Consider the following 21,563-nt stretch of genomic DNA (forward strand, 5'->3'; position numbering starts at 1 on the left):
GATGCAGCGCGGGCTTTTGTCCGATTACTTCGAGGGAGTGGCCGTCAAACGCCTCAGCGCTGTGGAGGCCGACCCCAAGCGCTCGCACCAGCACGAATTCCAGGGCGGCCATATCCGCAAGCTTCTGGGCGATGATGACCGGCTGAAGATCCCTGCCCGCTTCATCTGGCTCAGTGACGAACAGGAAGCGATCTCCGAAGACAGCGTCGTGAGCTGGTACGACTCCCGGAGGAAGCAGGCGCACAGGTCCGCGGAGTACCGTCTCTACTATTATGCAAATGGCGTCACAGCGCTGATGGACGAAGGCGACACGTTCTTCGTGGCAATGCGTCCCGACGGGACGGCGATGATCATCATCACGCCGAAGGACAGCACAATCCAGAGCCAGCTCATTTATCTGTTCGGCCTTGAACAACAACCCGACTTCACGTTCAAGGTGAAGGAAATCCCGGAGGACCAGTCATCCCGGCTGGACTTCGCGGCACGATACATCCTTGACGAGCTTGGGATCGATGCCGAGGAGCCGGAAGCCGACAAGCTCGACAGCATCCTTGAGCCCTTTGGCATCAACTTCCCCGCCACGGCCGACTTCTCGAAACTGGCGCGGGACTCGCTGACTAACGTGAACGCCAGCGACAACGCTGACGCCGTCCTGATGGCCTGGATTGAACGCGAGGAGCTTCTGTTCCGGCGTCTTGAGCGACTCGTCGTGGCCGACCGCCTGCGAGCCGGCTTCCTGACCGACAAGGTCCCCGATGTGGACGGCTTCATCTCGTTTTCCCTCAGCGTTCAGAACCGGCGCAAATCGCGTGCTGGCAAATCGCTTGAGCATCACGTCGCCGCGCTGTTCTCCGCCCGCGAGCTGAAGTTCGAGCGTGGTGCCGAGACCGAGCTACGCAACAAGCCCGACTTCCTTTTCCCCGGTAAAGCCGCATACCAGGACATGAAGTTCAACGCCGAGAAGCTGACCATGCTCGGCTCGAAGTCGACATGCAAGGACAGGTGGCGACAGGTGCTGTCGGAGGCCGAGCGAATCCCGCACAAGCACCTGCTCACGCTGGAGCCCGGCATCTCGGAAAACCAGACCGACGAAATGCGCGCGAAAAAGCTGCAGCTTGTGCTGCCGGCCTCTCTACACGCCACCTACCGCGACGCGCAAAGGGGCTGGCTGATGAACGTCGAGGATTTTGTCGGCCTCGTAAAAGCGAGGCAGTCTTAGCCGCCCTTCTTGGCTTTTTTGGCCGTCTTTGCCTGCCTCGCAACGCTCTTCTTTTTCACGAGATTTTTCATATGCCAGGCTAATGCTCTCTTGTCCGGAGCCTTTGAGTGGTTCACAGGCTTTCGAAGCCTCTTTGTTGCGAACGCAGCCAGAGATGCATTCTCGGCGAGCCTGCTGATATCAGCCCGAACAAAGACGGCTCCGGAAGCCAATATGCCCCACATTCCCTTGTCGAAGGCCCAGTGGTGTGATCTGCACAGAGCCAGTCCATTGCGAGCGTCATCCTGTCCCCGCTTTCCGCGAGGTACGATGTGAGCCGCCTCAGCTTCGGACGCTCCACTCGCCGTGATCAGTCCCTGCCCGCACAGTGCACATCTCCCGCCGTAATAGTTAGAAACCAACCTTCTAAACGCGCTGGATCTCGCTAACCGGCGAGTTCGGGATTCATGGTACGGCGCGTTGGCATCGAAGAGGGCAAACTTCTCTTTCTCACGATCAAGCTGCTCACGCTGCGCTTGTTCAAGTTGTCTTTCTGTTACCGGCGATAGTCCCTCGGTCATCTCGCCAGATGGCCGTCCTGCAGAGACAGCATCGACATTCCGGAATTCTCGCGTGCCCTTCCTCAGAAGGGTCAGCCGGTACAAACTCCGGTCGAACAAGCTCCGTTCGATAACCAGAATGTCACCACCACGCGAGAGCTTGTGGAGTGGAGCGATACGTGTAACGCGATACTCGCCGCTCCTCTTGTTCCCTCTCGTCTGCATCTTGTAGCTGGCTGCAACCGTCTCCAGTTCTTTAGTCCCATCAACCAGGATAGCGGTGATCGGGACGGTCGACGACCCCTTGCGTACCGGCCGCGACAGCCTGGGAAAATAGGAGACAAGGTCCTCGGGGATTAGAGGGCCGCCCTGATTACCCTTCGCTTCTCCAGTGTCATTTTTGGCCAGCTTCTTAAAGACAGGCGCGTCAAATTCAGGCAACTCGTCCATTGGCAACTCCCCAGTTGCCAACGGGCTACCTGATTCTCCTCTCGCTGAGTCACGATGGTTGCATTGGTCATTAGTTCAACCCGATTGCTTCCCCCTGTCGGGAAAATCGATCGCGATCAGCTCGATCCACCCTCGGTTTCGGAGCACCGGTCCGTGATATCGGATGACGTTTCGATCAGGACTCCAACGGGACGCTGTCGACTCGCCTGTTCAACGCCAGCTTTAGCAGACGGTGCTCCACGCGATGACAATTCGCACAAAGACATTGCAGGTCTTCAAGCCTGGTCGAATGACTTTCTGCCATTTCCTCTACCTGCACTGAGTGGTGATGGACCTCAATGCACGCAGCACCATGCGCTCCTTTATAAATCACGACCGGGTCCATGCCGCAGCGCTCGCAGAATAGCTTGCCATGCGTACGAACAAACCAATCCTTCTTGGCTTGTGCCAGTCCCGACGCACGTTCTTTCCGCAGATGGGCGACAAGGCGAGGCTTTCCTTCGGTCCACGACCGATCATCTGGAGACTCGGGAACAACTATCGGTCGGCTTTCCTCTCCTTTTGCAACAATGGCGAAGCCGGCGCTCTCGAGAATTCGGAAGCATGGAGTGCCTCGTCCACCCGAGAAATGCTTGGGCAAAATCTCATAACCGAGAGCTTCTGTCGCGGCCAGGCCAAACACGGCTTTTGGCGGAAAGCGTTCTTCCGCATTTGTAATCAGATCAAAGTCGATCGAAGGACCGTATGCATGTCGGAAGTTCGGCTGACGCAATTTTTCCACTGCGTTCCAAACGTGCTCTGCTGTTACCCCGCGAAATGTCTCAGCGGGAAGCCTTTCTGCACTCCTCACATCTTCCTGGACTTGAATTGTCCGAAGCGCCGACTCCAGTTCTGACAACTTCACGTCTGCCGCAAACTGGATGCGAATTTTCTTCGTCGAATTGCCACCCGTTCGGCCTGCTCCCTGGCCCACCAACTTCATTCGCCTAGACATAAGTGTGAAGGCCGATGACCCCTCCGCATCAAGTTCGCCGCTGGACAGAATGATGCGTTGCTCGATAGGCAAGCGCTGAACGTCAAGACTGTCTACCCATGCGCGGTCAAACGGCAACCGAGCGGAGACGATACGCCGGAGAAGGAGACGAAGCGCAGGTCCATACTCGGCATTCGACACATTTCCCTTGGCGGTGCTGCCACCCCGACTAAACAAAGTGATGCCGCTCGTATCGAGCTCGGCGTGAGAGTCCATAGGGAGGCCATCGTCATTCAAAATTTGGTAGGTCATGCTCGTCTGCCACCTCTGATGCTTCCGATAAAATGCACATTGATCGTCCGGGGTATAGGCTTGCTGACAATCGTTCTTTAAGCGGCGCCCTCCTCGCGCAGGCATGATGCGTTTCCTGCTGCCGGCGCGCAAGCGAACTGGCTGCATCACCTTCATATCCGGCACTGCCAAACGTTTCTTTTCATACGACACGCTAGCCAGCCGGTTGCCGGGTGGGGCCCAGAACTCTAGTTGCACAGCACCTATTGGTCTCAATCGTCTGCAGGACAGCTCATGGCACGTCGGGAAATCGCACCCATCAAGCGCACCATCCGGCGAGACCAGCTTCGCGAGATGGTCCCGCTCGCCGACAGCACCATCTATGAGATGGAGCAGCGCGGCGAGTTTCCGAGGCGGTTCGCGCTTTCGGCCCGATGTGTCGTGTGGGACCTCGCTGAGGTCGAAGCCTGGCTGGCTGCACGCAGGTCAAGACCGCCAGCCCGCGCACCTCATCCGGACGTGAGGCAACGCCGGACCCGTCCGGTTAAAGGGCCGGGTCGGGTTGCAGGAGCGGCATCGAAGGCGGAATGAGGACCGGGATGTATTTCTGGCCACCGACCCAGGCATCAATAATGTTCGACCACTCCTGCATCATATGCCGACGCTGCACCTCGTACTCGGCCTTGTTGTAGACTCCCCGCGAGGAGCGACCATCCTCGTGTGCGAGACACTTTTCGATCCAGTCACTGTTGAATCCGAGTTCGTTCAGAAGGGTTGAGCCGGTTCTTCGCAGGTCATGCACTGTAAAGGCCTCCAGCGGAAGGCCGTTCTTGCCGGCTTGCTCGACCACGAGGTACGTCACGCGGTTGAAGGTTGCTCGTGACATTGGAGCATCGGCGTCGTAGCGCGACGGCAGGACGTACTTTGAATTTCCCGCGCAGGTCTTCAGCGCGATGAAGATATCGAGCACCTGGCGCGAGAAATACACGTTGTGCGCCTTTGAGCGCTTCATACGCTCCTTGGGAATTGTCCAGACTGCATTCTCGAAATCGACTTCATCCCATGTGGCATCAAGCAGCTCGCTCTTGCGGACCATCGTGAGCAGATACAGACGCATTCCCAGCCTGATGGTGGGCAGTGTCGCGACATGATCCAGTTGTTTGAGCATGACGCGAATTTCAGTCGGAGAAAGCGAACGGTCTCGCGGGACAAAGTTCGCGATCGACGCGGGCCCCACCTCGTCCGCCGGATTTGCAATCTTCTCGCCGTGCAAGATCGCAAATCCGTAGATCTGCTTCACAATATCGCGGACGTGGATCGCCGTTGCGGGAGCGCCGCGCTCAACGATGGCAGCGCAATGGGCACGAAGATCGTCCGGTGCGATCTCCTTCAGAAGGCGCTTGCGCCAAACGGGCAACAGCTCGCGTTCGAAGATCGATCGCCGCATTGCCCGGGTACTGTCGGCCATGGGTGCCGCGACAAGCCACTTCTCTCCAAGCTCGCCAAAACTCCTTGCTTCAAGAAGACGCCGTTTCTCGCGCTGCTTCTCGATAGCCGGTGACCGCCCCTCGCCCACTGCGCGCCTCGCATCGATGCACTTCTCGCGAGCGCGTGCGAGCGACAACCCTGTCGGGCCGTATTTTCCGAGAACTACAGTCTCGCGTCGACCATGCAGACGGTAGTCGAGCCGGAACGACAGCGTCCCGGCGGGCGATACAACCACGTACATGCCGTCGCGGTCGGTGACCTTGTATGATTTTTCCTTTGGTTTCAGCGCTTTAAGCGCAGCGTCTGTCAGCAAGGACTCCCCCTCCAGGCAAATACCGTCAGCCACTCTTGAGCAGCGTTTGACCAGAGATTTCCTTGTTTTGCAGATACTTAGGCAAAGAAAAATACCGTCAGACGCAGCATCGCGCATGACGGTATTGATCAGGATCGGTAGTTTCAATGGACGGCGGCACCGTCAGGCACTCCGTCAGTCAGGATTTATGCGTGCCGATAGATGTCGAACGTAGATGACGAATAAAGTCGTAAAATCAGTCTGTTAACTCGTGCAATTGGATAGAACGGGATAGTTCCGGACGGGCCCGAATTATTCCCACTCAATCGTCCCCGGCGGTTTGCTCGTCACGTCGTACACCACCCGGTTCACGCCCTTCACCTCGTTGATGATGCGCGTGGCGGTCTCGCCCAGGAATTTCATGTCGAACTGGTAGAAGTCGGCGGTCATGCCGTCGGTCGAGGTGACGGCGCGCAGGCCCACGACGTATTCGTAGGTGCGGCCGTCGCCCATGACGCCGACGGTCTTGACCGGCAGCAGCACCGCAAAAGCCTGCCAGATCGCGTCATAGAGGCCGTGCTTGCGGATCTGGTCGATATAGACGGCGTCCGCGTTGCGCAGGATGTCGAGCTTTTCCCGGGTGATGTCGCCGGGGCAGCGGATCGCAAGGCCGGGGCCCGGGAACGGGTGGCGGCCGACGAAGACTTCGGGCAGGCCGAGCTCGCGGCCGAGCACGCGCACCTCGTCCTTGAACAGCTCGCGCAAGGGCTCGACCAGCTTCATGTTCATGCGCGCCGGAAGGCCGCCGACATTGTGGTGCGACTTGATGGTGACCGACGGGCCGCCGGTGAAGGAGACGCTCTCGATCACGTCGGGATAGAGCGTGCCCTGCGCCAGGAACTGAGCGCCGCCGATCTTCTTCGCCTCCGCCTCGAACACGTCGATGAACAAGCGCCCGATGGTCTTGCGCTTCACCTCGGGGTCGGTGACGCCTTCGAGCTCGCCGAGGAACTGCTTCGACGCATCCACATGGACCAGCGGGATGTTGTAGTGGTTGCGGAACAGGTCGACGACGGTCTTGGCCTCGTCGAGCCGCAGCAGGCCGTGATCGACGAACACGCAGGTGAGCTGGTCGCCGATCGCCTCGTGGATCAGCACGGCTGCGACGGCGGAATCGACGCCGCCGGAGAGGCCGCAGATCACCTTGCCCTTGCCCACCTGGGCGCGAATTTTTTCGATCGCTTCCTCGCGGAAGGCGCGCATGGTCCAGTCGCCGGTCAGCCCCGCGACCTTGCGCACGAAGTTGCGCAGCAGTTTTGCGCCGTCGGGCGTGTGCACCACTTCGGGGTGGAACATCAGGCCGTAATACTTCCGCTTCTCGTCCTGGATGATCGCGAACGGCGCGTTCGGCGAGGTGCCGGCAACGGAGAAGCCGGGCGGCATCCTGGTGATGCGATCGCCATGGCTCATCCACACCTGGTGCTTCTCGCCGTGGTTCCAGATGCCGTCGAACAGCTGGCTGTCGGTCTTCACCTCGACATCGGCGCGGCCGAATTCGCGGTGATGCCCACCCTCGACCTCGCCGCCGAGCTGAGCCGCCAGGGTCATCTGGCCGTAGCAGATGCCGAGCACAGGGACGCCGGATTCGAAGATCAGCTGCGGGGCGCGCGGCGAGCCGGTCTCGTGCACCGATTCCGGGCCGCCGGACAGGATCACCGCCTTCGGCTTCATCTCCTTGAAGGCGGCCTCCGCCTTCTGGAACGGCACGATCTCGGAATAGACGCCCATCTCGCGGACGCGGCGGGCGATCAGTTGCGTCACCTGGCTGCCGAAATCGACAATCAGAATCTTGTCATGCGCCGAGGCCACCGAGGGCGCCGACGATTCACGGTCTGTGTGCTGGGCTGTCATGGCAAGCAGATACGCGACAGCGCCCGCCCCCGCAACCGCGGCCAGCGTTGCGCCCACATTCTTCTTTGGGCATGGACAAATCGATATAGGTCAGTATTATTGACCTAATTTGACCATAACCACCATGGAGGAAACCGATGCCCGATTTTCACGACCCGTCCCGCCTCACCGCGCTCGGCCATGACTGGGTCGCCGCCTGGAACGCGCGCGACCTCGAGCGCGTGCTGGCGATGTATTCGGAAGATACCGAGATGACCTCGGACCGGATCCCGGCGTTCGGCTTCGGCGCGTCCGGCACCGTGCGCGGCAAGGCCCAGCTGCGCGCCTATTGGAGTGCGGCGCTGGCGAAACTGCCGGAGCTGCATTTCGAGCTGATCGATCTCTATGTCTCGCCCGACAGCGTCGTGGTGTTCTACCAGAACGAGCGCGGCAAGAAGATCTGCGAGTATCTGCGGCTCGATGATCAGGGCAAGATCCGGCAAGGTTCGGCGAACCATCTGGTGCATTGAGGTGGTCACGTGCAGTCACCCGTCACCCTGAGGAGCGCGTAGTGCGTCTCGAAGGGCGACGGCCCGGCTCCAACCATCCTTCGAGGCTCGCCGAGCGCTGCTTCCGCACCGCTCGACGCGCACCTCAGGATGACGCCTGCGTTTGTGGATGCAAACGCGTAGAATGATCAAAACTTCAGGACAACGCTCCGATGAAAATCCCGACCCTGCCCTTCACCGTCACCGACTGGAGCAACGTCGAGCCTTCAGTACATCCCGGCGAGACCGGGCAAGCGCTGTGGCGCACGCTCAACATCGGCGATCTCCGCGTACGGATGGTCGAGTATTCGCCGGGCTATCTCGCCGACCACTGGTGCGACCGCGGCCATGTGCTCTACGTCGTCAGCGGCGAACTCGACACCGAGCTGCGCGACGGCCGCAGATTCACGCTGAAGCCCGGCATGAGCTACCAGGTCTCCGATTTCGGCGACGCCGCGCACCGTTCGTCGACGGCGACCGGCGCGACGCTGTTCATTGTGGATTGAAGCGGTACTTAAACTCTCTCCCGTCACCCTGAGGAGGTCGCGAAGCGACCGTCTCGAAGGGCGACAGCCCGACTCCATCCCCGTCATTGCGAGCAAAGCGAAGCAATCCATTTGTCCGCATATGCTGAACGATGGATTGCTTCGTCGCTTCGCTCCTCGCAATGACGTGGAGAGAGCTCGGCGCTCATCGCAGGCGCGCGCCAACTTTCTTCACCTTCGTATCCGCCCAGCCCAGCGGCTTGCCGCTCTTCGACGGCAGGACGAGTTGGCCGACCGCCTGCCCGGCCTGGTCCAGCAGCACCGAATGCGCCTCGCCGCGCGCGTAGAGATGCGCTTCGCCCCATTGCCTGAGACCCACCACGATCGGGAACAGGTCGTGGCCCCGCTTCGTCAGCACATATTCCTGATAGGCGCTGCCATCGGACGCCGCGACCTGCTCGAGCACGCCGAGCTCGATCAGCGTGCGCAGCCGAGTCGTCAACATGCCCTTGGCGATGCCGAGATTCTTCTGGAAGTCGCCGAACCGGCGCAGGCCGTCGAACGCGTCGCGCACGATCAACAGCGACCACCAGTCGCCGATCGCATCCAGCGCGCGCGCCACCGGGCAGTCCGCCTTGGCGAAACCGGTCCGCTTCATCGCGGCCCTCCTCCTCGATCACGATTCCGAACTGGTCTTAAAATAGGACTAGACAGCGTTCGACGCAACTGGTCTCATCATAAGACCAGATTGCAGATACAGCAGAGGCAAGATGACGAACCAGACCATGGCAGAGGCCTCACCGGCCAAGGAGGCCAACACGGCGGATGACAGGGCGGGCCACACGACGGCAGGCGCTCTCCCGCCCGCCGTCGTGCTGCTGTTCGCGGTCGCCTGCGGGCTCAGCGTCGCCAACATCTATTTCGCGCAGCCGCTGCTCGACACCATGGCGCGGGATCTTGCCATCACGCCCGCGGTGATCGGCGGCGTCGTGACACTGACGCAAATCGGCTACGCCTTCGGGCTGATGCTGATCGTGCCGCTCGGCGATCTCTGGGACCGCCGCAGGCTGATCGTCGGCCAGACCGTGCTGTCGGCGCTCACGCTCGCCCTCGTCGGCACCGCGCCGAATGCTGCCGTGCTGCTCGCCGGCATGGTGCTGGTCGGGCTGCTTGCGGTCGTGATCCAGGTGCTGGTCGCCTACGCCGCGACACTGGCGGCCCCCGCCGACCGCGGCCGCACCATCGGCACCGTCACCAGCGGCGTGGTGTCGGGTATCCTGCTGGCGCGTTTTGCCGCCGGCGCGCTGGCCGATCTCGCCGGCTGGCGCGTGGTCTATCTCACTTCCGCTGCGCTGACGCTGGTGCTGGCGGCGCTGCTGGCGCGCGCGCTGCCGCGGCATGCGCCGCAGCCGATGGCCGGATCGTCCTATGCAAAACTGCTGCGCTCGACGGTCGCGCTATTCGCCGAGGAACGGGTGTTGCGCGAGCGCGCGGTGTTCGCGCTCCTGATCTTCGCAAGCTTCAGCGTGTTCTGGAGTTCGGTCGTGCTGCCGCTCGCTGCACCCCCACTGTCGCTGTCGCACACCACCATCGGCATGCTCGGGATCGCGGGCCTTGCCGGCGCGCTGGCGGCGCGTAATTCCGGCCAGCTCGCCGATCGCGGCTGGGGCCAGCGCACCACCGGATTATCGCTGCTCTTGATGCTGGCCGGCTGGGTGCCGATCGCCTGCCTCAACACGTCGCTATGGCTGGTGGTGGTTGGTGTGCTGATGATCGACTTCGCGGTGCAGGCGATCCACGTCACCAGCCAGAGCCTGATCGTCGCCGCGCGCCCCGAGGCCGCGAGCCGGCTGGTCGGCGGCTACATGGTGTTCTATTCGATCGGCACCGGCTTCGGCGCGATCAGCTCGACGATGGCCTACGCGGCGACCGGCTGGATCGGCGTCTGCGTGCTGGGCGCCGCGATCAGCGCCGTCGCGTTGCTGTTCTGGGTGATCGTGGTGAGCAGAACGCCGGTGCGTGTGGGCACGTGCTCGGCTGCGTCATAGCAGTTGGCACACTGCCCGCCCCGTCATTGCGAGCCACCCGGTCGGCGCGAAGCGCCGCCGGATGACAGGCTCCGCGAAGCAATCCATCGTGCCGCATATGCGGAGCCATGGATTGCTTCGTCGCTTCGCTCCTCGCAATGACGGCGGAGAAAGCGTCACGCCTTCTTCAGCACCGAGACGAAGAACCCGTCCGTGCCGGTGCGGCGCGGCGTCATCAGCAGGCCTTCCGCTGATTGCAGCGCGGCCTCTCCAAACGCCTCGGCCTTGTCCCACAGCACCGATGCGGTCTGCTCCGGCGGCTGCGCGGAAAACTCCGGATGCCGCGCGATGAATGCCCTGACCTGCTCGCCGTTCTCCTCCGCCAGCACCGAGCAGGTGATGTAGGCGATGCGGCCGCCGGCCTTCACCAGCGGCACCGCGCGCTCCAGCACCTCGGCCTGGTCCTTCAGCCGCACCTCGAGCGCGCCGGGGCGCATCCGCCATTTGGCGTCGGGATTGCGGCGCCAGGTGCCGGTACCGGTGCACGGCGCATCGATCAGCACGAGGTCGGCTGAGGCCTTGATGTCGGACAGCACCTCCTCCTCGCCGCGCGGCGTGCGGACATCGCAATTGTGCACGCCGGCGCGCGACAGCCGTTCATGGATCGGCGCGAGTTGGCGCTTGTCGCTGTCGGTCGCGATCAGCCGGCCCTTGCCTTGCATCTGAGCTGCAATCGCCAGCGTCTTGCCGCCGGCGCCGGCGCAGAGGTCGATCACCTGCTCGCCGGGCTTTGCCGCCGAGAACAACGCGGCGAGCTGCGAGCCCTCGTCCTGAACCTCGATGGCGCCCTTGATGAAATCCTCCTCGGCATGGATGCCGGGATTGCGGGCGTCGGCGCCGAGCTCGATACGCAGGCCGAGCGGCGACCACGGCGTTTCCCTGGCGCCGAGATGCGACAGCCGCGGCAGCACCTTCTCGCGCTTGCCGCGCAACGTGTTGACGCGCAGATCGAGCGGCGCGCGGCTCGCCATCGCGGTCGCTTCCGCGGCGCGGTCATCACCGAACACCTTGGCGAGATGCGGGTCGAGCCAGTCCGGATAGTCGCCCGCGACGTGGGCCGGCGCATCCTTGAGCGTGCGCGAGGCCAATGCAGCCTCCTCGGCCGCGGTCAGCGGATCCGGCGCGAAGCGGCCGCCATCGCACAGCGCCGAGATGGTCGGGATATCCATGCCGCGCTCGAGCTTGAGCATGCCGAGCACACGCGACCGGGCGCTGTCGTCCTGCATCAACCAGGCCGCCGAGGATTGCCGGCGCAGCACGTCCCAGATCAGGCCGGAGATCGCGGCGCGATCGCCGGAGCCGGCATAGCGGTGCGCGGTGCCCCATTCCTTCAGCGCTTTCGCCGCAGGAATGCGCTGTGCGTCGATGGTGGCGATCAGTTCGATCGCGGCGGTGAGCCGGGCAGCGGGGGTCATTGATCTCTTTCGGTTGGGCGCATCAGATCAGCAGCAGCAGTCTGAGCGCGAAATACAGCCACATCGCCGCCAGCACCAGCACGCCGGCGAACCAGGCGAGCGAGCGCGGCCGCACGTCGTTGGAGGTGACGAACACCCCGGCATGGGCAAACCGCGTCACCACGAACACCCAGGACATCAGCACGATGAACAGATCGGCACGGCGCAGCGGCAGCGCAATGGCGATCAGGACATAGAACAGCACCGGCAGCTCGAACTGGTTGGCAAAGCAGTTGGCGAACTGGGTGGCGCGGGCGGGCCAGTTGGGCTCGCGCAGCGCGATATCCTTCATCCGGGTCTCGCCGCTCGCCAGCGTCCGCGTGCGCGCCGTCGCCATCGCGAACAACAGCGCGAAGGTCAGCCCAATCTGGATGAAGACCGGCAATAGAACCATTTGAACCGACATCGAGAATCTCCCTCGGCCGCGGGCACCCGGCCGCCCTCTTAGCCGCCGCCCGCGGCCCTGACAATGAAGCGTACGCGGTAACCCGTTGAACCATCATCCGAGCCCGGCTGACCAACTCCCGGGACCAATGGCGGTTTCAGTTCCCAGGGATGGCGCGATGCGCATCATCACCCCGATCCTCGACGGCGCGGCCCTGGCGGCGGCGTCCCTCGGCGATCTCCTCAGCTCCCTGCTGAAGGTGATCGACCCCGGCATCGGCTGGTTCGACGATTCGGCGGATGGCGGGCTCGGCATGGTGATGTCGGGGCTCGCCGGCGTCGCCGCAGCGCTCCTCGTCGCGGTCCTGTTCTCGGTCTATTTCCGCTGCGGTTATCGCTCGACGCGCGACATCGTCAGGCACTCCCTCGCCGCGGCGCTGCTGCTCGCCCTGCTTGGCTTTGCGGCCTACGACATGGGCCACGATGCGCTGGCCTATCTTGGGCTCGACGCACAGCCGGCCGTGACGGGAACAAATTCCAACACCGGACTGCTCGGAAGCCGCGTCGGTCCGGCTGCCGCGCCGACGCCTTCGATCATGCAGCTCGCGATCTAGGGCCGACGCCAACGCTTCAAGCAAGACTCTTCAAACAAGACATCAAACAACGCATCAAACGGGGTGGCGAATAAGTCGACGAAATCGTCATCGTTCCGACTTCGCGCCGACCTATCCTCGCGGCGAAAGGAGCGATGCATGCCCCAGTTTCGCCTGACCCAAATCTCCGACACCCACCTCGCGCGCCGCTTCAAGCCGCTCGTCGACAACTTTCATCGCGTCAGCGAGCACATCGATGCGACGCGTCCCGATCTCCTGCTCAACTCCGGCGACGTCTCGTTCGACGGGCCGACCAGCCGCGACGACATGATGTTTGCCAAGGAGCTGCACAACGCGCTGCCGATCGATTGCCTCTATCTGCCGGGCAATCACGACATCGGCGACAATCCGACCGCGGTCGGCCCGGTGCCGGCGCAACTGCCGACCGAACAAACGCGCGGCGCCTTCACCTCGGTGCTCGGCGAGGACCGCTGGCATTTCGACGCCGCCGGCTGGTGCTTCATCGGCCTCAATTCGCTGATCATGAACACCGGCCTCGACAGCGAGGCCGAGCAGTTCGACTGGCTCGCAGGCACGCTCGACAAGGCCGTCGGCCGGCCGGTCGCGCTGTTCGTGCACAAGCCGCTCTATCTCGACGTGCCCTACGATGCCGAGCGCGTCGAGACCGCGATCCGCTACGTGCCGCAGCCGGCGCGCCGCCGCCTGATCGAGATGTTCGGCAAGGTCGATTGGCGCCTGGTCGGCAGCGGCCATGTGCACCAGCGCCGCGACTACACGTTCGAGCATGTCCGGCACATCTGGACGCCCTCGGCCGGCTTCATCATTTCCGATGCGCGGCAGGAAGTGATCGGCGTCAAGGAAGTCGGTCTTGTCGAGTACCGCTTCCAGCCGGACAGCTTCGAGGTCCGCCACGTCAGGGCCAAGGGCCAGGTCGATGTCGATCTGGACATGCTGCTCGGCAAGGAGCCGGCCTAACGGCGAGACTCCTTGCCACCGTCATTGCGAGCCACCCGGTCGGCGCGAAGCGCCGCCGGATGACAGGCTCCGCGAAGCAATCCATCGCGCCGCAAGCGGGCAAATGGATTGCTTCGTCGCTTCAGCGCAAAATTGCTTTGCAATTTTGTCGCGAGCTCCTCGCAATGACGTGGATGGAGCGGTGTGCACCCGGCTCCGCGCATCAGCTCCGCGCGGCGTCGTGGAGGTCCCGCTTGATGACGGTGAGCAGCGCCTGCAGCGAGTCCTTGTTCGGTTGCGGCGCTGCCGGCGCGGGCCGCACGCGAGGCGTGGGTCGCATGAGGCGCGGCGGCTCGGCGGCCGGCTCCTCCTCGACGAATTTTCCATGCAGGACGTCGTCACGGCGGCCCATGACGAACATCGTCGCCCAATAGCCGACGGCGAGAATAATGACCCCGAAAACAATAGCTTCAAAAACCATGGCTACACCTGAAATATAGCCATATTGAATCAACTGCTCCGGGTCCCCGTCAAGCAAATGGGGGCCGGAATGCCCCCAAAAGCCCGCCAATGTTGCGTTTTTGATACTTTGTTGCGCGGAATGGGAGCTGGAAAGCCCCATTTTGACGCATTTTCTTGACGCGAAGCGGTACCCGCTTCGCTCGAAAACGCTATGCGCTCAAGCCTTGTCGGGCCCGACCCGGACCAGCTGCTTGCCGAAATTGGCGCCCTTGAGCAGGCCCATGAAGGCCTCCGGCGCGCTGTCCAGGCCCTCGGTCACGAACTCCTTGTACTTGACCTTGCCCTCGCGCACCCACTGCGACATGTCGCGCAGGAAGTCGCCATGCATGGCGGCGAAGTCGCTGACGATGAAGCCGCGGAAGGTCAGCCGCTTGGTCAGGATGTTGCGCATCATCGCGCCGGCCCATTTCGGCGCATGCGCTTCAGTGTCGTTGTAATGCGCGATCAGGCCGCAGACCGGGATCCGCGCGAACGCATTGAGCAGCGGAAACACCGCGTCGAACACCGCGCCGCCGACATTCTCGAAATAGACATCGATGCCCTTTGGGCAGGCCTCCTTCAGCTTGGCGGCGAGATTGGGATCACGATGATCGAGGCACTCGTCGAAGCCGAGCTCGTTCTTGACGTAGGCGCACTTATCCTTGCCGCCGGCAATGCCGATCGCACGCGCGCCCTTGATCTTGGCGATCTGGCCGACCGCCGAGCCGACCGCGCCGGATGCGGCCGCCACCACCACGGTTTCACCCGCTTGCGGCTTGCCGATCTCGAGCAGTCCCGTATAGGCGGTCATGCCGGGCATGCCAAGCACACCGACCGCAGTCGAGATCGGCGCGATCTTCGGGTCGATCTTGGCGAGGCCCTTGCCGTCGGACAGCACATGCGTCTGCCAGCCTGCGCGCGACAGCACGATATCGCCCTTGGCAAAGCCGGGATTGTTGGAGGCGATCACCTCGCTCACCGTGCCGCCCTCCATCACGCCGCCGACCGGCACCGGCGCGGCATAGGACGGCCCGTCGGCCATGCGGCCGCGCATATAGGGATCGAGCGACAGCCAGATGGTGCGGAGCAGGACCTCGCCCGCGCCCGGTGTCGGCGGCGCGTAATCTTCGAGCCTGAAATTGGCCGGCGTGGGCTCGCCATGCGGGCGCGAGGCCAGAACGATGCGCTTTCCTTGGGACATGATTTTTCCTCTTGAGGTAATTGTTCGTGGCGCACACGTAGTCATGCAATCCAGTTCCCTGCAAGGGAGATGGATTTGCTCTTTTCGTGCGCGCTTGTTTGAAACGCTGTTTGAAATACTTGCGCGGCTTGTTCGGGCATGCCCGAATGACGCCGTTTGCGTCAGCCTTCTCTGGCTTTGTGAAGCAGCCGTTCGATCTCCCGGTGCCATTCCGGATTGCGCGCCCTGAGGGGAGCAAGAATCGCCATGGGGTGGGCTGAGACCTGACGGGCGGCCGCCAGGCACTGTCGGGCTTCATTCGTCTGTCCGCTCGCGGCGCGACATATTGCCATGACTTCGAGCGTGAGACGCGAGTTCGGCCGAATCTTCAGGGCCTGCGTCGCAGCCTCGGCGGCACGGTCGATTTGGCCTGTGAACAGGTGCGCGAGCGCGAACAGATCGAACCAGACGAAATTGTGCGGATCGTGCGAATTGAGTCGCAGCCCGTGCTGCAGCGCTGACTTGGCCTCCTCCGCCTTGCCGAGATAGAGCGTCGCCATGCCGCGGACGAGATAGCCGAGCGCGAAGCTCGGGCTGAGCGCTATCGCTCGCTCTGCAGCGCGCTCGGCCTGCTCCAGACGGTTCGCGCCGCAGCTTGTGATCGCCAGGCCGTAATGGGCATAGGGATTCTTCTCGTCGAGGCTGATCGCGGTCAGCGCGGCGCTGAGACCCTCCTGGCAAACGGCCTCAGGCTCCTGGCTCCAACCCCAGAGCACAATCCCGCCCGACACGCGGGCAAGCCAGATGTGCGGATCGGGCGACTGCGGCTCGAGCTTTGCGGCCGCGCGGAACAGATCGCGCGCCTGTGCGTGCGTCTCCGGCGCGACGTGGTGGAAATACCACACACCCCGCCGCACGAGATCCCATGCTGTCATATCGCCAACGCACGCGACACTCACATGCGACTCCTTCTTGAGCAGTTCCGGCTCGATCGCGCCGACTACGCTGTCGGCAATGTCGTCTTGGATTGCGAAGATGTCAGCGATGTCGCGCTCGTAGCGCTCAGCCCAGATGTGGCTGCCACTCGCGGCGTCGATAAGCTGCGCGGTGATCCGGACACGCTTCCCCGACTGACGGTGGCTTCCCTCCAGCACGTAGCGCACGCCGAGCCGGCTCGCGATCTCCCGTACATCGATCGTGGAATCTCGGAAAGCAAAGCTCGACTGGCGCGCGACGACGAAGAACCAGCGGAAGCGCGTCAGCGCCGTGATAATGTCGTCGGCAACGGCGTCGCCGAAATGCTGCTGATCGCCGGCGCCAGTCAGGTTCACGAACGGCAGCACCGCGATCGACGGCTGCTCGCCTGGCGGATCGCCTGCGACCCGCGCTGCGGCCGCAGTCGTGGCCGGCATTCCGCGGTCGTGCTGGACGGCAGCCACCGGACCGGCGAAGCGGTAGCCACGGCGAGGCAACGTCTCGATCCAGGTCTCGCCGCCTGGCTCCTCGGCCAGCACCCGCCGCAGCGCGGCGATTTGCACCGGCAGGTTGCTCTCCTCGACAACAAGTCCGCTCCACGCAGCGGCCATTAGCGCATCCTTGGAAACTGGCGCCCCGGCATGCTGCACGAGCACACGCAACAAGGCGACGGGCCGCCGTCCGAGCGCGATTACCTCGGTGCCGCGGAACAGGACCTCCGAATCCGCATCAAGGAGAAACGACCCAAACCGATAGTTCGTCGCCATAACCGCTCGATTCAACACCATTTCCGAAATTCTTCAGCGTCATTTCATGACTTCAGGCCCCGAACGGCGGACACTGCGTCAACCACCTTCGCATGGCCATGGAGCACGGCGATGAGCAGCATGAAGGATCGTATCCACAAGACCAAGGACCTGCTAGGCGGATTCCTTTGCCTGATCCCGTCCGCCGTGGTGACACAGGCCATCGCCGCAGCAGGCGCTGATTGGCTCGTGATAGATCAGGAGCATGCTCCGACCGGTATGGAAAATCTCCATGCGATGGTCGCTGCGACTGCCGGCATGGCCTGCTCGCCATGGGTGCGCGTCGCCAAACGCGACGAGGCATACGTGAAGCCCGCGCTCGACGCCGGCGCCGAGGGGGTGATGTTTCCGCTGGTGCGCACCGCCGCGGAGGCCGCCGAGTGCGTCGCCCTGACGCGCTACCCGCCGCACGGACGGCGCGGTTGGGGCCCGTTCATTGCGCACTCGCGCTGGGGCGTCGAGTTGCACGACTACCTGCCCAAGCGCGGACCCGAGATCGTGTGCGGCCTGCTGATCGAGACCAAGGCCGCCGTCGACAACATCGAAGACATCTGCAGGGTCGATGGCATCGACTACATGATCATCGCAACGTTCGACCTGTCGACCGAGCTCGGCGTGCCGGGCAGGTTTGACGCGCCGATCCTGCTTGACGCGGTGAATCATGTGGAGCAAGCGGTGATGAAGGCCGGTATCGCGCTCGGTGCGGCCGCGCTCACGAAGGAGCAGACGCAAGGCAATCTTCGTCGCGGCCATCGCATCCTCGTCCATGGGTTCGACGTGCTGATGCTCAAACAGCACGTGCGGCAGGCGGCTGAGTGGGCGCGCGCCTAGAGACCCGAACGGCAAAGTTCATTTCTGGTCCTTATGCAACCTCGTGCCGGCTCGTTACTCCGGCACAGTTGCGGAGGCCGCGAGCAACGGCGGCGCGCGCAGTTCAGGTTCAATCAGCGCTTGATAGCGCGATGGCTCGGCACGCTCGATGGCCGCGATATCGGGCGCGGCGCCATTGCGCCAGCCAACATAGGCGTCGCTGGCTTCGATCCCCATTGCCTCGGCAACGAGCTGAACCCAGTTCCTGACCCCTATGTTGTCGCGACCGTCGAGCGCTGCGAATTCGCGATGGCATGGATGAAAGATCGTGCACACGGTGTCAGCGCGATTTGCGACCGCCGCCGACCAGGTCACGCCCATCACCTTCTTCAGCGCGCCTGGCACGGCAGCAATGCCGCTGCACATGTGGCCGGGTACCGCAGGTCCATCGATCAGTTCGAGCCCCGGTATTCGCGACAAGATGCTGGCAATCCGATCGTTGATCGGCACGTGGGTTGAAAACCCGAGATGCCGGTGCAGCAGCACGCGGCGCGGCACCGGCACGGTCAACAGCGGCGCCAGCCGATCGATTGATGCTGCCAGCAATTCGGAAATGTGCGCAATATCGAACGCAACCGTGTTGCCCGGCGCCATGATGTCGGACATATGCATGTGGCACGAGGGACACCAGGTCACGACAGTGCCGCGATCGTCCTTCGCGACGGCTTCATTGAAGCGGCCGACGGTCCGGCCCGCCATGTTGCTCGCCGCATGCGGTTGATGGTCGTGGGCGGTGCCGCAGCAGTAGGCCGGGCCGCCAGCGGCGCGGACATCGTAGCCTGCACGCTCCAGCAGCATAATGGACAGCCGGATCATTTCGGCGTGGCGCAGCATGTTGCAGCCGAACCAGAACGTGACGCGATTGTCGCTTACAGCCATGTCTCAAGCTCCTCATCGCTGAGCTGGAGCCGCGCGAAGGTCTTGATACGCGGGAAATACGAGGGATCCTGCTTGGCGCGCAGTTGGCGCGTGTCGTTGATCGCGCGTTGCTTGGCGATCCGGATCAGCAGCATGGCGTCAAGCCCCGCGGCCTTTTGCGGGCAGGCATCGACGCACTGGCCGCTCTTGGTGCAGGCGCCGACCCAGGCCACCGTTTGGTCCGGAGCGGCCTCACCGCTCGCCAACCGGCGCAATCCACCTGTAACGATGTTGGGATCAGCGCCGCGCAAATCGATGTAGTCGACCATCGGGCAGGCGTTGAAGCACGCGCCGCATTCCGTGCACAGCGCGGCAAGCTCCGGGCCGGATTGCATCAGGAAAGCTTCGGTGGTTTCGGCGCGCGCCGGGGGAAGCCTGATCATATCGAGGGCAAAATGCGCCCTCGGGCCTTGTCGGTCAAGGCTGTCGTCTCCGCCAACTCCGGCTTGAGGGTCCAAAGCGATCAGGTCCAGACAGCGCACGGAATCGCGAGACTCCCCGGTGCGCAATTGCGCACCTGAGGTTCGATGCTTCGCTTCGCCCCGGAATGACGCACACAGTGTTTACACCCCGCCCGGATAGTTCGGGGCTTCGCGCGTGATGGTGACGTCGTGGACGTGGCTCTCGCGCAGGCCGGCGCCGGTGATGCGGACGAACTCGGCTTTCTCGTGAAAGTCCTTGATGTCCTTCGCACCGACATAGCCCATCGCGGCGCGGAGACCGCCGGCGAGCTGATGCATCACATTGCCGACCGGGCCCTTGTAGGGCACCTGGCCCTCGATGCCTTCCGGCACGAGCTTGAGCGTGTCCTTGATGTCCTGCTGGAAGTAGCGGTCGGCCGAGCCGCGCGCCATCGCGCCGACCGAGCCCATGCCGCGATAGGCCTTGTAGGAGCGGCCCTGCCACAGGAAGACTTCGCCGGGCGTCTCGTCGGTGCCGGCGAGCAGCGAGCCGACCATCGCGATGTCGGCGCCGGCGGCAAGCGCCTTGGCGAGGTCGCCGGAATATTTGATGCCGCCATCGGCGATCACGGGCACGTCGGCCTTCTTCGCCGCCGCGACCGCATCCATGATCGCGGTGAGCTGCGGTACGCCGACGCCGGCGACGATGCGCGTGGTGCAGATCGAGCCCGGGCCGATGCCGACCTTGATGCAATCAGCGCCGGCATCGATCAGGGCCTGCGCGCCGCCTTCGGTGGCGACGTTGCCGGCCACGACCTGCACCGCGTTGGAGAGCCGCTTGATGCGGTTGACGGCATTGAGCACATGGCGCGAGTGACCATGCGCGGTATCGACCACGACGACGTCGACGCCGGCATCGATCAGCCGCTCGGTGCGCTCATAGCCGGTCTCGCCGACCGTGGTAGCGGCGGCGACGCGGAGGCGACCCTGCGCGTCCTTGCATGCGAGCGGATGGGCGACCGCCTTCTCGATGTCCTTCACGGTGATCAGGCCGACGCAGCGATATTGGTCGTCGACAACCAGCAGCTTCTCGATGCGATGCTTGTGCAGCATCCGCTTCGCCTCGTCCTGACCGACGCCCTCGCGCACCGTGACGAGGTTCTCGTGCGTCATCAGCTCGGAGACCTTCTGCCGGGGATCGCTGGCAAAACGCACGTCGCGGTTGGTCAGGATGCCGACCAGCTTGCCCGGCACATTCTTGGCGCTACCTGTGACGACCGGAATGCCGGAGATGCCGTTTTCCTTCATCAAGGTCAGCGCGTCGGCGAGCGTCGCGTCGGGGCCGATGGTCAGCGGATTGACCACCATGCCGGATTCGAACTTCTTCACCTGCCGCACCTGCGCGGCCTGGCCGTCGGGATCGAAGTTGCGGTGGATGACGCCAAGGCCGCCGGCCTGCGCCATCGCGATCGCCATCCGCGCCTCGGTGACGGTGTCCATCGCGGACGCCATGATCGGGATGTTGAGCGAGATCGCGCGGGTGACGCGCGAGCGGATATCGACTTCCGAGGGAAGGACGTCCGACAGACCGGGCTTCAGAAGCACATCGTCGAACGTGAAGGCTTCTCGGATAGCCGGAAATCCCGTGGCCATTGCCAACTCCTTATCTGCGGCCGCAGCCGCAATGGGTCTTACGGATGAACGCCGCCTGCGGCGACGCTCGCTGCGTCACCGTCGAATCGGTGCCCATCGGTGGGGTTGACGCTGGTCGATAGCATGGCGGCATGACGAATCAAAGTGTTTGCCAGCCATGCACAGGCTTTTTACGGCCCCCGGGCAGCCTGTTTAGCGATAACCCTGCGGCGGCCCGTACCGGCGGATCGCCTCGACCATCTCGCGGTGGCGCCGGTCCTCCCGCTTCATGTGGACCGCGATGACCGCATGGGTCGACGGCACCAGCAGCAAGACATGGAAAAACAGCCCCAAAATCGCGCAAAACACGATCAGGACCAGGTTGAAGATGGCCGAAAACGGCTGTCCGTTCAGGAGCAGCCCGATTGGCGGCAAGAGAGCGGCGAGGACGTAGATCACGGCGAACCTTCCAGAGCGTTTTCGAGCGAAGCCTGTCCCGGACTTGATCCGGGATGGTTACCGGTTCGCGTGAAGAAAACGCGTCAAAACATGAATCCAGAGCCCCGTTCCGACCCTGTCGGAACGGGGCTCGAGCGCGGGCGGATGCATACC

General features: G+C 63.3%; 22 protein-coding genes. 8 read left to right on the forward strand and 14 right to left on the reverse strand.

All coding sequences use genetic code 11. The features are described 5' to 3' along the window. Position 1: 1 nt before the first annotated feature. Positions 2–1,219 carry a type II restriction endonuclease gene (locus tag QMZ05_RS21345; protein WP_353702525.1) on the forward strand — a complete coding sequence of 406 codons (1,218 nt, stop codon included), beginning with the start codon at positions 2–4 and terminating at the stop codon, positions 1,217–1,219. On the opposite strand, the gene QMZ05_RS21350 is transcribed toward QMZ05_RS21345, so the two are convergent. Together QMZ05_RS21350 and QMZ05_RS21355 are read right to left on the reverse strand one after the other, a co-directional pair. After that, on the reverse strand, positions 1,216–2,208 hold the full coding sequence (locus QMZ05_RS21350; protein ID WP_353702526.1) for an HNH endonuclease: 993 nt from the start codon (positions 2,206–2,208) through the stop codon (positions 1,216–1,218). The two genes, QMZ05_RS21345 and QMZ05_RS21350, sit on opposite strands and share 4 nt — an antisense overlap. A gap of 175 nt (positions 2,209–2,383) precedes the next feature. After that, positions 2,384–3,685, reverse strand: coding sequence for a hypothetical protein (locus tag QMZ05_RS21355; protein ID WP_353702527.1), 1,302 nt, complete (start codon positions 3,683–3,685; stop codon positions 2,384–2,386). An 81-nt stretch (positions 3,686–3,766) separates the two neighbouring features. Between QMZ05_RS21355 and QMZ05_RS21360 the strand changes: the two genes are divergently transcribed. Next, complete coding sequence (locus tag QMZ05_RS21360) at positions 3,767–4,063, forward strand: AlpA family phage regulatory protein (RefSeq protein WP_353702528.1); 297 nt, start codon at positions 3,767–3,769, stop codon at positions 4,061–4,063. Here the strand turns inward: QMZ05_RS21360 and QMZ05_RS21365 are convergent. Together QMZ05_RS21365 and guaA are read right to left on the reverse strand one after the other, a co-directional pair. Beyond that, positions 4,017–5,273, reverse strand: a complete 1,257-nt coding sequence (locus QMZ05_RS21365) for a tyrosine-type recombinase/integrase (protein WP_353702559.1) — start codon at positions 5,271–5,273, stop codon at positions 4,017–4,019. The genes QMZ05_RS21360 and QMZ05_RS21365 overlap by 47 nt on opposite strands. Positions 5,274–5,564: 291 nt before the next feature. Further along, on the reverse strand, positions 5,565–7,163 hold the full coding sequence (gene guaA / locus QMZ05_RS21370; RefSeq protein WP_353702560.1) for a glutamine-hydrolyzing GMP synthase: 1,599 nt from the start codon (positions 7,161–7,163) through the stop codon (positions 5,565–5,567). A 137-nt stretch (positions 7,164–7,300) separates the two neighbouring features. On the opposite strand from guaA, the gene QMZ05_RS21375 reads away from it, so the two are divergent. Continuing rightward, positions 7,301–7,672 carry a nuclear transport factor 2 family protein gene (locus QMZ05_RS21375; RefSeq protein WP_353702529.1) on the forward strand — a complete coding sequence of 124 codons (372 nt, stop codon included), beginning with the start codon at positions 7,301–7,303 and terminating at the stop codon, positions 7,670–7,672. Positions 7,673–7,863: 191 nt separating this feature from the next. After that, entirely contained in the window at positions 7,864–8,196 is a 333-nt protein-coding gene (locus tag QMZ05_RS21380) for a DHCW motif cupin fold protein (RefSeq protein WP_353702530.1), read from the forward strand. A 184-nt stretch (positions 8,197–8,380) separates the two neighbouring features. On the opposite strand, the gene QMZ05_RS21385 is transcribed toward QMZ05_RS21380, so the two are convergent. Then, on the reverse strand, positions 8,381–8,833 hold the full coding sequence (locus QMZ05_RS21385) for a helix-turn-helix domain-containing protein (protein ID WP_353702531.1): 453 nt from the start codon (positions 8,831–8,833) through the stop codon (positions 8,381–8,383). A gap of 112 nt (positions 8,834–8,945) precedes the next feature. Between QMZ05_RS21385 and QMZ05_RS21390 the strand changes: the two genes are divergently transcribed. Next, on the forward strand, positions 8,946–10,223 hold the full coding sequence (locus QMZ05_RS21390; RefSeq protein ID WP_353702532.1) for an MFS transporter: 1,278 nt from the start codon (positions 8,946–8,948) through the stop codon (positions 10,221–10,223). Positions 10,224–10,378: 155 nt separating this feature from the next. Here the strand turns inward: QMZ05_RS21390 and QMZ05_RS21395 are convergent, their stop codons facing one another. Both QMZ05_RS21395 and QMZ05_RS21400 read right to left on the reverse strand, forming a co-directional pair. Beyond that, entirely contained in the window at positions 10,379–11,677 is a 1,299-nt protein-coding gene (locus QMZ05_RS21395) for an RsmB/NOP family class I SAM-dependent RNA methyltransferase (RefSeq protein ID WP_353702533.1), read from the reverse strand. Positions 11,678–11,699: 22 nt separating this feature from the next. Continuing rightward, positions 11,700–12,122: an MAPEG family protein gene (locus QMZ05_RS21400; protein ID WP_353702534.1), complete on the reverse strand. Its 423-nt coding sequence runs from the start codon at positions 12,120–12,122 to the stop codon at positions 11,700–11,702. A gap of 157 nt (positions 12,123–12,279) precedes the next feature. On the opposite strand from QMZ05_RS21400, the gene QMZ05_RS21405 reads away from it, so the two are divergent. Then, a complete protein-coding gene (locus QMZ05_RS21405) occupies positions 12,280–12,714 on the forward strand; it encodes a hypothetical protein (RefSeq protein WP_353702535.1) in 435 nt (144 codons plus the stop codon). Between the two features lie 138 nt (positions 12,715–12,852). After that, positions 12,853–13,689 (forward strand): metallophosphoesterase, encoded by an 837-nt coding sequence (locus tag QMZ05_RS21410; RefSeq protein WP_353702536.1) that lies wholly within the window; start codon positions 12,853–12,855, stop codon positions 13,687–13,689. Between the two features lie 202 nt (positions 13,690–13,891). Here the strand turns inward: QMZ05_RS21410 and QMZ05_RS21415 are convergent, their stop codons facing one another. From QMZ05_RS21415 to QMZ05_RS21425, 3 genes are all read right to left on the reverse strand, one after another. Beyond that, on the reverse strand, positions 13,892–14,290 hold the full coding sequence (locus tag QMZ05_RS21415; RefSeq protein ID WP_353702537.1) for a hypothetical protein: 399 nt from the start codon (positions 14,288–14,290) through the stop codon (positions 13,892–13,894). A 57-nt stretch (positions 14,291–14,347) separates the two neighbouring features. Continuing rightward, complete coding sequence (locus QMZ05_RS21420) at positions 14,348–15,370, reverse strand: NADP-dependent oxidoreductase (RefSeq protein WP_353702538.1); 1,023 nt, start codon at positions 15,368–15,370, stop codon at positions 14,348–14,350. Positions 15,371–15,531: 161 nt separating this feature from the next. Beyond that, entirely contained in the window at positions 15,532–17,091 is a 1,560-nt protein-coding gene (locus QMZ05_RS21425; RefSeq protein WP_353702539.1) for a winged helix-turn-helix domain-containing protein, read from the reverse strand. Positions 17,092–17,202: 111 nt separating this feature from the next. On the opposite strand from QMZ05_RS21425, the gene QMZ05_RS21430 reads away from it, so the two are divergent. Continuing rightward, complete coding sequence (locus QMZ05_RS21430) at positions 17,203–17,961, forward strand: aldolase/citrate lyase family protein (RefSeq protein WP_353702540.1); 759 nt, start codon at positions 17,203–17,205, stop codon at positions 17,959–17,961. Between the two features lie 54 nt (positions 17,962–18,015). On the opposite strand, the gene QMZ05_RS21435 is transcribed toward QMZ05_RS21430, so the two are convergent. From QMZ05_RS21435 to QMZ05_RS21450, 4 genes are all read right to left on the reverse strand, one after another. Further along, entirely contained in the window at positions 18,016–18,879 is an 864-nt protein-coding gene (locus QMZ05_RS21435) for a (Fe-S)-binding protein (protein WP_353702541.1), read from the reverse strand. Further along, a complete protein-coding gene (locus QMZ05_RS21440; protein ID WP_353702542.1) occupies positions 18,870–19,427 on the reverse strand; it encodes a (Fe-S)-binding protein in 558 nt (185 codons plus the stop codon). The genes QMZ05_RS21435 and QMZ05_RS21440 overlap by 10 nt, the downstream gene beginning before the upstream one ends. A gap of 54 nt (positions 19,428–19,481) precedes the next feature. Further along, complete coding sequence (gene guaB / locus QMZ05_RS21445; RefSeq protein ID WP_353702543.1) at positions 19,482–20,972, reverse strand: IMP dehydrogenase; 1,491 nt, start codon at positions 20,970–20,972, stop codon at positions 19,482–19,484. 192 nt (positions 20,973–21,164) lie between these two features. After that, positions 21,165–21,410 (reverse strand): hypothetical protein, encoded by a 246-nt coding sequence (locus QMZ05_RS21450; protein WP_353702544.1) that lies wholly within the window; start codon positions 21,408–21,410, stop codon positions 21,165–21,167. Positions 21,411–21,563 lie beyond the last annotated feature (153 nt).

This window comes from Bradyrhizobium sp. INPA03-11B (assembly GCF_040446015.1).
Classification (GTDB): domain Bacteria; phylum Pseudomonadota; class Alphaproteobacteria; order Rhizobiales; family Xanthobacteraceae; genus Bradyrhizobium; species Bradyrhizobium macuxiense_A.

What these genes read in the sequence shown, in the direction of transcription:
- QMZ05_RS21350 (WP_353702526.1), bottom strand. Translation starts at nt 2,208, where the DNA reads ATGGACGAGTTGCCTGAATTTGACGCGCCTGTCTTTAAGAAGCTGGCC.
- QMZ05_RS21420 (WP_353702538.1), bottom strand. Translation starts at nt 15,370, where the DNA reads ATGTCCCAAGGAAAGCGCATCGTTCTGGCCTCGCGCCCGCATGGCGAG.
- QMZ05_RS21410 (WP_353702536.1), top strand. Translation starts at nt 12,853, where the DNA reads ATGCCCCAGTTTCGCCTGACCCAAATCTCCGACACCCACCTCGCGCGC.
- QMZ05_RS21380 (WP_353702530.1), top strand. Translation starts at nt 7,864, where the DNA reads ATGAAAATCCCGACCCTGCCCTTCACCGTCACCGACTGGAGCAACGTC.
- QMZ05_RS21395 (WP_353702533.1), bottom strand. Translation starts at nt 11,677, where the DNA reads ATGACCCCCGCTGCCCGGCTCACCGCCGCGATCGAACTGATCGCCACC.
- QMZ05_RS21345 (WP_353702525.1), top strand. Translation starts at nt 2, where the DNA reads ATGCAGCGCGGGCTTTTGTCCGATTACTTCGAGGGAGTGGCCGTCAAA.
- QMZ05_RS21405 (WP_353702535.1), top strand. Translation starts at nt 12,280, where the DNA reads ATGCGCATCATCACCCCGATCCTCGACGGCGCGGCCCTGGCGGCGGCG.
- QMZ05_RS21400 (WP_353702534.1), bottom strand. Translation starts at nt 12,122, where the DNA reads ATGTCGGTTCAAATGGTTCTATTGCCGGTCTTCATCCAGATTGGGCTG.
- QMZ05_RS21360 (WP_353702528.1), top strand. Translation starts at nt 3,767, where the DNA reads ATGGCACGTCGGGAAATCGCACCCATCAAGCGCACCATCCGGCGAGAC.
- guaA (WP_353702560.1), bottom strand. Translation starts at nt 7,163, where the DNA reads ATGACAGCCCAGCACACAGACCGTGAATCGTCGGCGCCCTCGGTGGCC.
- QMZ05_RS21435 (WP_353702541.1), bottom strand. Translation starts at nt 18,879, where the DNA reads ATGGCTGTAAGCGACAATCGCGTCACGTTCTGGTTCGGCTGCAACATG.
- QMZ05_RS21430 (WP_353702540.1), top strand. Translation starts at nt 17,203, where the DNA reads ATGAGCAGCATGAAGGATCGTATCCACAAGACCAAGGACCTGCTAGGC.
- QMZ05_RS21390 (WP_353702532.1), top strand. Translation starts at nt 8,946, where the DNA reads ATGACGAACCAGACCATGGCAGAGGCCTCACCGGCCAAGGAGGCCAAC.
- guaB (WP_353702543.1), bottom strand. Translation starts at nt 20,972, where the DNA reads ATGGCCACGGGATTTCCGGCTATCCGAGAAGCCTTCACGTTCGACGAT.
- QMZ05_RS21385 (WP_353702531.1), bottom strand. Translation starts at nt 8,833, where the DNA reads ATGAAGCGGACCGGTTTCGCCAAGGCGGACTGCCCGGTGGCGCGCGCG.
- QMZ05_RS21425 (WP_353702539.1), bottom strand. Translation starts at nt 17,091, where the DNA reads ATGGCGACGAACTATCGGTTTGGGTCGTTTCTCCTTGATGCGGATTCG.
- QMZ05_RS21375 (WP_353702529.1), top strand. Translation starts at nt 7,301, where the DNA reads ATGCCCGATTTTCACGACCCGTCCCGCCTCACCGCGCTCGGCCATGAC.
- QMZ05_RS21415 (WP_353702537.1), bottom strand. Translation starts at nt 14,290, where the DNA reads ATGGGGCTTTCCAGCTCCCATTCCGCGCAACAAAGTATCAAAAACGCA.